10 protein-coding genes and 1 pseudogene are annotated in these 12,837 nt (G+C 48.1%); 2 read left to right on the top strand and 9 right to left on the bottom strand.

The window, feature by feature from the left end:
* Positions 1-220: 220 nt before the first annotated feature.
* From CJP46_RS18405 to CJP46_RS18385, 5 genes are all read right to left on the bottom strand, one after another.
* Positions 221-652 carry a universal stress protein gene (locus tag CJP46_RS18405; RefSeq protein ID WP_094597089.1) on the bottom strand — a complete coding sequence of 144 codons (432 nt, stop codon included), beginning with the start codon at positions 650-652 and terminating at the stop codon, positions 221-223.
* A gap of 5 nt (positions 653-657) precedes the next feature.
* Positions 658-1,887: a CynX/NimT family MFS transporter gene (locus CJP46_RS18400; protein ID WP_094597088.1), complete on the bottom strand. Its 1,230-nt coding sequence runs from the start codon at positions 1,885-1,887 to the stop codon at positions 658-660.
* 228 nt (positions 1,888-2,115) lie between these two features.
* Positions 2,116-2,676: a helix-turn-helix domain-containing protein gene (locus CJP46_RS18395; RefSeq protein ID WP_094597087.1), complete on the bottom strand. Its 561-nt coding sequence runs from the start codon at positions 2,674-2,676 to the stop codon at positions 2,116-2,118.
* A gap of 280 nt (positions 2,677-2,956) precedes the next feature.
* Positions 2,957-4,120: an epoxide hydrolase family protein gene (locus CJP46_RS18390; RefSeq protein ID WP_094597086.1), complete on the bottom strand. Its 1,164-nt coding sequence runs from the start codon at positions 4,118-4,120 to the stop codon at positions 2,957-2,959.
* A gap of 175 nt (positions 4,121-4,295) precedes the next feature.
* Positions 4,296-6,227 carry a fructose-1,6-bisphosphatase gene (locus tag CJP46_RS18385; RefSeq protein ID WP_094597085.1) on the bottom strand — a complete coding sequence of 644 codons (1,932 nt, stop codon included), beginning with the start codon at positions 6,225-6,227 and terminating at the stop codon, positions 4,296-4,298.
* A 162-nt stretch (positions 6,228-6,389) separates the two neighbouring features.
* On the opposite strand from CJP46_RS18385, the pseudogene CJP46_RS37580 reads away from it, so the two are divergent.
* Positions 6,390-6,449 (top strand): annotated as a pseudogene (locus tag CJP46_RS37580) (putative holin-like toxin); the annotation flags it as partial.
* Between the two features lie 305 nt (positions 6,450-6,754).
* Here the strand turns inward: CJP46_RS37580 and CJP46_RS18380 are convergent.
* Positions 6,755-7,030: a hypothetical protein gene (locus tag CJP46_RS18380; RefSeq protein WP_094597084.1), complete on the bottom strand. Its 276-nt coding sequence runs from the start codon at positions 7,028-7,030 to the stop codon at positions 6,755-6,757.
* A gap of 68 nt (positions 7,031-7,098) precedes the next feature.
* Positions 7,099-7,548, bottom strand: coding sequence for a MerR family transcriptional regulator (locus CJP46_RS18375; protein WP_094597083.1), 450 nt, complete (start codon positions 7,546-7,548; stop codon positions 7,099-7,101).
* 173 nt (positions 7,549-7,721) lie between these two features.
* Between CJP46_RS18375 and CJP46_RS18370 the strand changes: the two genes are divergently transcribed.
* Positions 7,722-8,573: an aldo/keto reductase gene (locus tag CJP46_RS18370; protein WP_094597082.1), complete on the top strand. Its 852-nt coding sequence runs from the start codon at positions 7,722-7,724 to the stop codon at positions 8,571-8,573.
* A 163-nt stretch (positions 8,574-8,736) separates the two neighbouring features.
* Here CJP46_RS18370 and CJP46_RS18365 read toward each other — a convergent pair whose 3' ends face one another.
* Together CJP46_RS18365 and CJP46_RS18360 are read right to left on the bottom strand one after the other, a co-directional pair.
* The gene (locus CJP46_RS18365; protein ID WP_094597081.1) at positions 8,737-11,046 is read right to left on the bottom strand and encodes a helix-turn-helix domain-containing protein; all 2,310 of its coding nucleotides are present in this window, start codon (positions 11,044-11,046) and stop codon (positions 8,737-8,739) included.
* Positions 11,047-11,211: 165 nt separating this feature from the next.
* A complete protein-coding gene (locus CJP46_RS18360) occupies positions 11,212-12,822 on the bottom strand; it encodes a type 2 periplasmic-binding domain-containing protein (RefSeq protein ID WP_094597080.1) in 1,611 nt (536 codons plus the stop codon).
* Positions 12,823-12,837 lie beyond the last annotated feature (15 nt).

Genomic DNA, 12,837 nt, shown 5'->3' with positions numbered 1-12,837 from the left:
TAATATTTTTGATAGAATCGCCCGATCAGCCTCATGACGACACCAAAAAAGCCAAGAAGGTAATCTTCACCCTCTTGGCTTTTCCTATATCCCCTGCTGACAGATAACATTAACTGACGTTTCATAACCAATGGGATGGCTTCATAAGAACTACTTGCCCTTCGGGTTGCAACCAGCAATCCATTTGGTGTTACGTTTCTTCCCTGCATCTTCAATTGAGTTAATGCATAATGAGGACTGGGCAATGGGATAGCTGTGAAACCTTGTGGCTGACACTTCCAAGCATCATTTCTTTGATGCCCCTTAGCCCACGGCTTCCGATAATAATAAGTTGCTGCTCGGTATCCCTCGCATAATTTAATATTTCATGTGCAGGATCACCCTTTAGATGAACGGTTTCCGGGTTAATCCCCGCAGATTTCAATTTAGATTTGGCTTGCTGCAGCTGTTCCAAACCCGCTTTCTCCATTTCGTCCAATATGTCTTCCAAAAAATTCTCTGGTACATAGGTCATGCCATTCGACACATATTCCTGGCTGACATGAACCAAGGTAACTTGCGTTTGTTTGTTTTGGGCTATTTCAACCACTGCATCAAGGAGCTTGTTCGTTATTTCAGCTTGATCAATGGCCACCATCATTTTGTCAAACATTCTAATCATCCTTTCCGTGGCAGCTCGTAACGATTTCGGCTACCTACATAACGGTTTTTTGCTGCGCCTAAACCGACTAAAAGGAGTAAGACCGAAGCGCCAAGCAGAATGAAAAGCGGCAGGTTCCAACTATTTGTCGCATCATGTAGATATCCGATAAGGGCTGGACCGATTGCGGCAAGCAGATATCCGATCGATTGTGCCATGCCGGACAATTCCGCTGCCTGATGCGCATTTTCAGTACGTAACCCGAAAAACATCATGGACAAACTAAAGGCGAAGCCTCCACCAATTCCGAGTAAGATGATCCATAACAGAATGATATCGGAGCTACCGTAAAGGATCCCGAGCGTTCCCGTCAACAGCAAAATGGTTGTGATGACTACTAACAAACGTTGGCTAGACATGCGCCCAGCAATAACGGGGACAATAAAGGTAAATGGAAGCATAGCCAACTGCATGATCGACAGGTACCATCCGGATTGGCTGGAGTCAATTCCTTGCTGCTTTAAAATTTCAGGCAACCAAGCGATCAACACATAGAAAACCATGGACTGTATCCCCATAAACAAGGTTACTTGCCAGGCAAGCGGGGATCTCCAAACATTCACCTCGTTGCCGGCCACCTGTTGACTCGTCGAGGCCGTTTGCTTCGTTTGATTTCTTAATTGGGGTAACCAACAGAGGACCGAAACAAAGCTTAGCATCCCCCATATTCCCAAGGCTCCCTGCCATTTTAGACCTGCGTTCACGGCTACCGGTACACTGATTCCCGATGCGATTGCTCCACATAAACTCATTGAAATGGAGTAAACACCTGTCATGGAGCCAATTTTATTCGGGAAATCCCTTTTGATGATACTTGGCAATAATACATTACACACGGCAATGGCGAATCCAAGAATGGCTGTTCCAATAAACAGATCAGCTGCGCCAGATAAAGAACGTATGACAATACCAACTGTCAGGAAAATGAGGGCCATCAAAATGATACGTTCAACCCCATACTTTCTTCCTAATTTCGGTACTAGAGGGGATAATAAAGCAAACGCAAGCAAGGGTACCGTTGTGATCAGGCCCGCTAATGTATTTGAAATATGAACGTCATCCCTTATGAGACTCACTAAAGGACCGACAGAGGTTAAGGGAGTACGTAAATTAGCTGCAATAACAATAATGCCGAGAATGATCAGTCCTATAGAGGATGGTACGGCTTTTATATTTTGATTCGGCATTCTTCAATTCTCCTTCCTGAGTTCATGCCTATGATTTGTTTCCTATGGATTGAAAAAAACGAAAAAACGATGCAATAACATTCGCGCGAACAACAAAAGTATATTATAGTATACTATTTTTAACAAGGAGTATTTTATAGTAAACCAAAACTCATCTAAAAACAAAAAACAACTCTGAATCCCATCATGGAATTCGGAGTTGTATTTAATAAGAGGAATTTTCGATTTTTAGAAACCATACTTTAAGGATATATGGAGTACGGTTTCACTATTCGTAGGATTCGTATAAGAGTGAGCATAATCTGCACGAAAACTCATCGTATCATATTGATTCAATGTGTAAATCTCTCCGTTGACTTGTATTTCAATGGAACCCGTCATGACTGTCGCAATTTCCGTTGTATTCACATGATGACCTTCAGGGTAATACGAGCTATTTGGCTGTAAGTATGCCCGACACATTTCAATATCATTGCTTTTAAAGACGGGTTCAATGATCCAATTTTTTTGACCATTAGAAAATCGCAGTCCTTCCCCTGCTCGATACAAACTAACAGGTTCTTCTGATTTGAACAAAGCCAATAGCGGTAAAGATATGCCTTTTGAAATTTTCCATATCATCCCTAAAGTTGGGTTTGTCTCGCCACGTTCGATATTCCCCAGAGTAAGCTTGCTGACGCCCGTTAACTCCGCTAAGTCGTCCAAGCTCATATTTTTTTCTTTTCTGTACTTTTTCAAAGCACCGCCGATTTGTAATACAATTTGTTTTGAGTCATCGATTTCTTCCATTTGAAATTCACCTCAATAAAAAACAGTTATAGTGATATAGATCTATGACATTCATTTCTTTAGTTCATTCTATACAGTATATTGTTTATCTGGATTCTTTTCCATACGGCTAACTGGAGCAGTCCAAGCTGTTTGCCGAGCAGCTGAATGACGTTTGATGTGCACTCGGTTAGAGCACATGAATATGCCTGACAGAACCGCCCCAGGCAGTCCCATGACTACACCAAAAAAGCCAAGAAGGTGATGTTCACCCTCTTGGCTTTTTCCCATATCTCTTATATCAGCGGTATCGGCTGAAGAATGACTGGATGTCGGGAATCAGAAGATCCGGCGCATCCATAGCGGCAAAGTGGGTGCCGCGCTCAAATTCCGACCATTGCACAATATTGGTATTGTCGCGTTCGGCAAACCGTTTTATCGATTTGAAATCATGTCCGAACACGGCCACTCCTGTCGGAGTCGAATTCGGTCCTTGCGGCTCCTGCTGCTGATGAGCGTTCTCGTAATATAACCGGGCGGACGATTCCGCCGTATTGGTCAGCCAGTACAGAGTGACGTTAGTCAGGAGTGCATCCCTGTCAATAAAATCCACATGGTCGCCGAATCCGTTAAATAACTCGGCTATCCAAGAGAGCTGACCTGCCGGCGAATCCGCAAGTCCGTAGGAAAGCGTCTGGGGCCGGGTGGATTGGATCGAATTGAAGCCCGCCCGTTCATGAAAATTGGCCAGAAATTGGAGCCGACTCTGATCTTCCTCCGATAAATCCGCCATCTCGGCAGGATCTCCTGACGGGAAAGAAAATAACTGCAGCACATGGATGCCACGAAGGCCTTCCGGCTTTTGTATACCAAGCTCTCTGGACACGAGTGCGCCGCAGTCGCTGCCGTGTGATCCGTACTCGGTATATCCCAAACGTTTCATTAACGTATCCCACGCCTTTGCAATGCGGGCAATATTCCATCCGGAGCCGAGCGCCGGACCAGAGAAGCCGAATCCGGGAACGGAAGGGATGACGAGATGGAAGGCGTTCGCCGGATCGCCGCCGTGACTGCGCGGATCGCTAAGCGGGCCGATCAATTCCAGAAATTCGACAATCGAACTGGGCCAAGCGTGGGTAAGCAGTAAGGGAAATGCATCTGGCTCCGGCGAGCGAACATGCATGAAATGGATCTGTGCTCCATCGATCGTTGTTGTAAACTGAGGATATTCATTTATTTGCGCCTCGTATTTCCGCCAATCGTACTCATTCTGCCAGTAGGACGCTAACTCTTTTATGTAGTCGAGCGAAACGCCGTAATTCCAGCTGGCCTCGTTCATCGCTTCAGGCCACCGCGTCCGGGATAGGCGATACCGAAGATCATCAAGTTCATCCTGTGGCACGGCAATATGGAAAGGTTGGATCGCTGCACTTACCTCGTAACAATTCGGGTTAACCGTAGTCATTTCATTTTCCTCCTCGAATGGGTTGGCGTTTGTCTTGCTTACACTATTCATATTAGACCACCCACCTTGACAGCATTATGTCAGGGTGCAGCAGGAGGCAAAATTTTTAAAAATAAAAAAGCCGCCCTCGGGCGGCTCCTCTTACCTTTAGCAGCTGTTTCATTTTAGCAGTATTTCATTTCATATAGCGATATTCCAGGAGATTCTTCAAATTGGATATTTTCTGCTGCAGCCTCTCCCCGACATTGGTTTCCCTCACCAGCTTCCGCTCCAGCTCTTTGTCCACCAGCCTTTTTACAGATAATACGTCCGTCCCGTTACATAACACATCTTCTCTGGAATTAAATTTCTGATGGGCTACAAGCTGCATGCCAAAGGAATTATACAACAAGGTATATCCGGCGATGCCCGTTGTGGATTGATAAGCTTTGGAAAAACCGCCGTCAATGACGACCATTTTCCCGCCCGCTTTAACCGGGTTCTCTCCACGAATTTCTCTAACCGGCGTGTGGCCGTTAATGATATGTCCATGATCCGGATTCAGTCCGAAATCCAGCAGGATTTTCCGGCAGATCTCCTCATGTTCACGCAAATGGTAGTAAGGGTTCTTTCTCTCCTTATGGGTTTCTTTATCTTGGATAAAGTAACGTTCAAAGGTGGTCATTTCTCTTTTTCCAAAGAGCGAGGAACACTCCCCTGTCCAGATGTACCACACCATATCCGTAGCCAAATCATCCGTCTCTTCCGGATGCGCAAAGGCGTAACGTAAATAATATTCAAAAACATCGAGCAGCTGACGGCCCGAATACAGTTGGTCTTCAATCTGCATTTCTTCCATGTTTCCTTCTTCGTCCAGAGGAATACAGCCGTGAATTAACAAATTTCCGTTGTATTTTAAGTAGAGGCTGCCTTTTTTCATCAAAAAATTCATATGTCTCGCCAGCTTTTCGGAATGCTGAACGGAGAACAGCAGCTTTTCCAGCACCTGCTGCTCTTCCTCTAATAATTGTTCAGGCTGCTCAGGGTTTACGGTTGCGAAACAGGTGTTTTCCAGCGGGTAAGTTTTCCCGCCAATGTTGATTTCATTGTTGTCGTAATCAATCTTCTCCAGCAATAGCCTTTCAGACATATTGAAGTAAGGGCGTCTTTTGATAATCGGGATTTCAAGCTTAAACTGGATCATGGCAATGGCTTGATGAATTTTGGTAATCTGCACGATTTCCGGCTCCGATACGTTATGGTCAGTTTGCAGCTTCGGTCTGAAGGCCGGATTGTCATCATAGTACTTCTCCGCCAAGTTCAGCAATGGGCGAAGATTGATTCCGTATACGTCTTCGATGATGTCCAGATTGTCGTATCTGGCGCAGATTCGGATAATATTCGCAAGGCAGACCAGGGAACCCGCATAGGCGCCGATCCACAGGGCATCATGGTTCCCCCACTGGATGTCTACAGAATGGTAGTTGATCAGCGTGTCCATAATTTTATCCGGGTCCGGCCCGCGGTCATAGATATCTCCGACCACATGAAGATGGTCAACGACCAGGCGCTGGGTCGTATAAGCAAGGCCGATAATGAGCTTGTCCGCCTGCCCCAAGGAGATAATTTGCCGGTAAATTTCCTCATAATAAGGATCCTTATTGTGGGTCGAATCCGTCTTGTATAGAAGCTCTTCGACAATATATACAAACCGCTCCGGCAGAGCTTTACGCAATTTCGAGCGCGTATATTTGGAAGAGGCATAAGAAATCAGCTTGAGCATGTGTTCAATCGTTTGTCTATACCACCGGTTCAAGGCTTGTTTATCGCACAGGTCTCCTTTAACCAGCTGTATTTTTTCTTCCGGATAATAAACTAACGCCGCAAAATCACTGATTTCTTGATCCGTCCAAACCTCACGGAACAAATCTTTGATTTTCTCTTTTACGGTACCCGAACCGTTTCTGAGTACATGCTGAAAAGCCTGGAACTCCCCATGCAAATCACTGACAAAATGCTCCGTTCCCTTGGGGAGGTTTGAGATCGCTTCAAGGTTGATGATTTCGGTGATCACTTTTTCTTCCGTATCATATTGCTGGGCCAATAAATCTAGAAACTGCGCATCCAAAACAGATGTCCCCCTTCAAGGAAAGATGGTGATTATAAGTTTTTTAAGCTAGCGGCGTACCTTTAAGCTTAGTGTAGACAATAAAAGGAAAAACATGACGCTTCCCTGTGGGGTTAAGGAATATGGTTAACAGGCTAAGCTCGCGAGTGGTATAATTTACCCCTAATGTTCATGTTCGGCATGTTCATTCTAGCGCTGCTAACCTACATTAAAAAGAAATAGACCGCCCTCTGCAAAGGTTTGCGGTCTATCTCTCGACTAATTACCTAGTTTAGCTAACCGCCTTTAAAGCGGCTGTTGTCAAGAGTAAGGATGCTACAACATCCTTGCTCTTATTTTATACCTGTTGTTGATAATTATAACACTTTCGTTGTATAAAATGTATCTCTTCATCATGGTTTATGACTTAGCTGGGATGGTGGACATTCTCTCGCTTTCCATCTGACTATTTGCAGCCATTAAAAGGGTTATCTTTCATATTCACGCTCCGAGTGTATAGCTATTGTGTATTATCGATAGGTTAAGCATTATCTGGTTTCAGATTTCAGCTTATCAATATATTCTTTGCCTTCTAACAGGGAAAGACCTAAAGTTTCTCTTATCTTTTTAATGGCTTTTACGTCTTCACCCTCTTTTATGAACTGACGTAGTTCATCATTTATTGGATGTTCAGGCAGTCCCGATTGTTGGGTTAACTGGTTTATGGTATATTGCATTCCTTTTATGCGACCTTCTAATTTACTCACCTTAGCCCATAAATTTATGATGATCAGGAGAGATATGATGATTAGAATGTATTCCATTTCCTAATTAAACCTCCAAACTTTATGGTTTATCTGTAGAACTACCAACGTTCTGCCCCTCCGCTCTCTTACGCCTTCCGAACAGATGGCGAGTAGAATACGTCGCCATGCATATACTGAATTTTGTCCCAGTTGCCGGGATTGGTCGTGTCTGGAGAGCGGTGCTCCAGAATGGCCTGATAGAGGTCCGTTTTTTGTTCTAAATGGGCAATGTGCCGCTTGGCTTCTTCGAGCTTAACGCGCGCGGCTTCTTTATGCTCCATGATGAGTGCGTAGCGTTGCGGAATAGACGAGTCCCCTTCGAGACAGAGATCGACGTACGTTTTAATGACTTCAATCGGCATCCCGGATTGCTTAAGGCATTTGACGCCAAACAGCCAGTTGATCGATTCTTCGTCGAACATCCGAATGTTGTTTTTATCTCGCTGTACGCTCGGCACCAGGCCTTTATCCGTGTAAAAGCGCACGGCGTGCTCGGTAAGTCCCGTAATCAGGGCGGCTTCTTTGACCGTATGCATGTGTAAGCCTCCTTGGAAATTTTTTTTTGAAGACGGCTTGCCTTCGTGTAACACGAAGGTAGTAGGCTTATTGTAAAGCAAACAGGCCGTAAGCGGAAGCCCCGCTGAGGTGCCCGATTTCCGGGATTCGCGGCCGTTTGCCGTTTTACATTTAAACCATGGGAGGAATTACAATGCAAACCGTGACTTTAAATAACGGAGTACAAATGCCGATCATCGGCTTCGGTGTCTACCAAATTCCCGATGCCGAAGAATGCGAGAATGCGGTATATGATGCGCTGATGGCCGGTTACCGCCTGATCGACACCGCTGCTGGTTACTTGAACGAGGAAGCCGTCGGACGCGCAATCAAGCGCAGCGGCGTACCGCGTGAGGAGCTGTTCATCACGACCAAGCTCTGGGTTCAGGATGCCAACTACGAGAGCGCCAAGCTGGCTTTTGCCAAATCCTTGAAGAAGCTGCAGCTCGACTATCTCGATCTGTACCTGATTCACCAGCCGTTCGGCGACTACTACGGCGCCTGGCGTGCGATGGAGGACCTGTACCGCGAGGGCAAAATCAAGGCAATCGGTGTCAGCAACTTCCATCCTGATCGTCTGATGGACCTTATCGTGCATAACGAAGTCGTGCCTGCCGTCAACCAGGTCGAAACGCACCCGTTCTACCAGCAGATCGAGAGCTCCTCTTTTATGAAAGAGCAGGGAGTGCAGCCCCAGTCGTGGGGGCCGTTCGCTGAAGGACGCAACAACATGTTCGGCAACCAAGTGTTGACCTCGATCGCGGAAAAATACAACAAGTCCGTCGCCCAGGTCGTGCTGCGCTGGCTTGTTCAGCGTGAAATCGTTGCTATTCCCAAATCGGTGCGCAAAGAACGGATTGTCGAGAACTTCGACATTTTCGATTTTGAGCTGAGCGCGGAAGATATCGAACAAATTTCCACCCTCGATACACGGGAAAGTCTTTTCTTATCGTACCACGACCCGGAAGTCGCCAAGATGATGGGCAACTGGAAAGTCGATCTGTAAACCTTATTTTAAGGCCCCGCTCTACCGCCAACACCACAAAAGCCAAGAAGGTGCTGTCCACCCTCTTGGCTTTTCCCCGCATCTCTTACGGATTCCCAGTCAATTGTCAAATCAGCCTCACTTGTTTTCTTTTCCGGACTTCGGCGGCCTGTCGTCTTGCAGTTTAGTTTTTGGCAATATTGCGGTATTGGATCGGCGTGATGCCTTCGGCTTTTTTGAATTTGCGAATGAAGTTCGTCGAGTCTACGTAGCCGACCTCGTTCATAATGTCTTTGAGAGGCAAATCTGTTGTTTTCAGCAGCTTTTTCGCCTGATCCATCCGCATCGAATCGATATATTTCATCAGCGGACAGCCCGTATGATCTTTGAAAAATCGCGTCGCGTAAGACGGCGAGACGCCGAACCGTTTCGCGATCGATTCGAGATCAATCGTCTGATCCGAATACTGCTGGGCGACGTAAACCTTGATATTCTCCAGCAGCTCGATATTCTTGCTCTCTTTCTTCGCTTCTACATACCGGCATACGTTGCGGCATATCGAGACGACGAGACGTTCCAGTTCCTCGATCGTTTCGAAGCGCGGAACGAACAGCTGCTGCATCGTTTCCCCCAGATCGTCGTCGATTTCGATTTCCAGCTCGATGAGCGTTTTCATCAAATTGTTGACGATATCGAAGCAGATGCATTCCGCCGCCTCGAGCGACACGTCCGTTTCCACGATATGGCCAAACGCCTCGCGAACGGCCGGCTCAACTTGAGACATGTTCCCTTGCTTGATCGCCTTCACGAGCCGGTCGATCCGCTCGACGGGGTAGACGTACTCTCCGCTTGGGCGGGGCACGATCTCGGCAAACAGAAACACTTGATCGCCTCCCTTCACGAACCGGTATCTTGCGGCATGACTTGCTTCTACGAACGATTGTGGAACGGAGGACAAATCGTCGTAAATGCCCCCAATGCCGACGGTTACCGTAAGCCGGAAATATTGCCGGAAAAACGCCTTTGCCTTCACGGCCAGTTCCCGCAAAACGTCGGCATCGTCAAAGCCTTCGTTCAAATTGACCAGAAAAGCGATGGTACGGCCGTCCATCAGCTCAGCTCCATATCCGGCTCCCGACTCCAAAGAGAGCTCCTCGACCACCTTCATCAAGCTGTATGTCAGCACCTCCTGCATTTTCTCTGAATTGTCCTGCCGAAAGCGGTTGTAATCGTCGATCAGCACAATCATGACGGCGTAGTGGGGTTTGTCGAGCTGGATATTGGAAAATTGCAAAATGTCGCTCATTTCCGTTTTCGTGCTCAGCTTCCCCTTGAGCAGCGTCAGCAGCACCTGCTCGCGGAGCGTGCGGCCTTGGCTGCGCAGCTGATGCTGCAAGTTCTGCTTCTCGCTCGCCATGAGGCCGACAGCCCGGGAAATGTAATCGATCTCGTCGCTCGAACGTACTAGCGGCTCGGACCGCGCTTCGCTGGAAACGATCCCGGCCAGACGCTTGAGCGGCCGGTAATGCTGGACCGAGAAGCCGAAGGCGATGGCGACCCCGATTAGGAAAACGGCTGCGATGGTCATGCTGAATATGCCGCGCTTCTCATTCACTTTCCGCATCCATTGGTCGGTCGGCAGTACCGCCACGTAAGACCATTGACGGTTGCTTGACAAATCGGTAAGCACCGAATATTTCCGGCCGTCCATGGACAATTCGCTGAAGGGAGACCGGTTTGGAATATCGTTGATTCGTTCGAGCAGGCGTTTGCCGGATTCGGACGATTCTCCTTGCGATTGACTGAAGATGACTTCGTTTCGTTCGTTCAGGATGAACAGGAAGCCGTTCGACTCCGTCAGCACGCCTTGGGCCAAATCTGTCAACGCCCGTTCGCGAATGAGGAAAACCGCGACGCCGTAAGGGACTCCTGCGTTCAGCGGGATCGGCACCATGTAGGTGGCATACCGCCGTTCCTCAAGCCGGTTGTACAGGACCGGCTCGACCCCCCGCATAAGCGGTGCGGACAACGTAACGGCCGTTTGCATAAACTCCGATTGGCTCCAATTGCGATAATGGTAAATCGAATCGAAAAACAGATCGGGTTTGTACGTTCCGCTTGCGGCATAAAGCTGCTTGATGCCTGGTGCGTTGAAGGATAACACGACATCCTCGATAAACAGGTTCGTGGACAAGTATTGCTTCAGCTCGGCAACCGCTTGCAGAGAACCGTATCCACCGTCCGAGGCCATGTAAGGGGTCAGCACCGGATTGTACGACAGCTGGGAGGCAAGCCGGTTCATTTCGTTCATGCGCAGATCGACCGCATCCCGAAATTGGCGGAGGGCGCCAACGGTCGTATACTCCACTTCTTTGCGGAGCGTATCGAAAAAGTTTTGGTACACGACGCTGCTGACGGCAACGAGCAGAACGAAGACCAGCACAATATAGGAGAACAGAAAGTTGTAAAATCGTTGGCTGCGGATCATGTCCATCGGTGCTCCTCCATACCGGTTCCGGGAGTAGTCGGTACCGGGCTTTACAGCCGGGCAAGCGTCGCCCTCGCGCTCTCCCGTGTACGATCACTTTCGCTATGCCGCCCGTTTTTCGCTCGGTACCGGTCCGTTTTACCCGGCCCCACACTCCGGCGCCGCGTTTTTTTATTTCTTGTACCGATCATACGCGGCTTGATAAATTTGCATATAGTCGTCGAGCCGCATTTTCTTCAATGTGGCTACATAGTTATCCCACTCCGAGAATGAAGCTTTGCCGGAGACGAATTTGGCGGCCATTTCGGTTACGTACGTATTGATGTCGGCGGTTAGCGCAGACATTTTCGTACTTTCCTCGGCAGTATAGCTGAATGTCGGCCAAATCTCCTTCGGCATGTATTCCTTGAACTTCTCCGCCGCCTGGATCGATTCCGGCTGCGATTCGGCGCCTTTGAAATACTTTTGCTGCACCATGTTGGGGTAACCGCCACCCGGCCATACGACGTATTTCACAAGCGCTTGCTCGAACGTCAGGCCATTCGGATTGGCCGTAATTTCTTTCGTATATTGAAGTTCGCCGGAGGCGGTTTTCTCGTACGACTTTCCTTCGAAGCCCATGAAGAACATTTTGCTGCCTTCATCGCCGTACAAGTAATCCATCCAACGAACCGTTGCTTCCGGACTTTTGTTTTTGTCGGTAATGACGAACGCACCCAGACCAGCGAGAGGGGAGCCGACGGCGGAATACATTTGGTCGCCATGAGGACCTTTGAGCGCGCTGGCGCCTATATATCCCGTCTGGTTCATCAATGTGTACGGACTTGTCGTGATGGTAGCTCCGTACAATCCTTTTGCGCCGGTCGCGTAAAATTGATTCGCTTGGATCGTAAAAATATCTTCCGCGATCAGCTTCTCGCTGTACAGTTTGTTCAAATATTCCAGCATTTGCTTGTAGTTCGGATCGGTAGGGATAAATCTGAGTTTGCCGGCGTTGTCCATATCTACGTTAGCGTGGCCTACCCCCCGGGTGCCGAGCCCCCAGGCACCCTTGAAGAAGCTCATTATGGTTGGCAGCCCAACACTCTCGAACGGAATTTCGTCCGCTTGGTTGTTGCCGTTCGGATCTTTTTCTTTAAACGCTTTCAGCATGTTGTAGAAGTCTTCGGTCGTCTCCGGCTCCTTTAAGCCAAGCTTGTCGAGCCATTCTTTCTTGATCCACATTTTGCCTCCGCCGAGTACGGACGTAAACTGCGGATCGTAGATTGTCGGGAAGGAATAAATATTGCCGTCTGGCATCGTCAGCCCTTTGCGTACCTCCGGGTATTGATCCAATAGCTTTTTGAGATTCGGGGCATATTGGTCGATCAGGTCGTTCAGCTTGATAAATACGCCTTGCGAACCGTATTTAAGCAAATCGGTCGAAGGGATGGCTGCCGTAAAGAAGGCATCCGGATAATCGCCGCCGGCCAGCATAATGTTACGCTTTTCCGTCAGGTTGTCGTTCGGAACCATCTCCCAAGTGACATGTATGTTTGTCAGCTTCTCATATTCTTGCCAGAGCATCACTTCGTTCCAGTTGGAGGCGGTCGTTGGCGCTTTCCCGGCCACCATCTTCAGGTTGATTTTATCGGCTACGATCGGCATGCCCGTCTTATTGATGCCCGATTCTTTCGGTTGGGCGCCTTCCGCTTCGTTCGATCCGCCCCCCGAGCAAGCCGAGAGCAAGCTCAGCAGTACGAAGAGGGATAACAAGGCTGCTGTCGTTTTATTAGGTTTCAAGAAAAAACCTCCTTT

Origin of the sequence: Paenibacillus sp. XY044 (genome assembly GCF_002257645.1) — a bacterium.
In the GTDB taxonomy this organism is placed as follows: Bacteria; Bacillota; Bacilli; order Paenibacillales; family Paenibacillaceae; genus Paenibacillus_AQ.
This window is presented reverse-complemented; position numbering and strand designations above follow the sequence as displayed.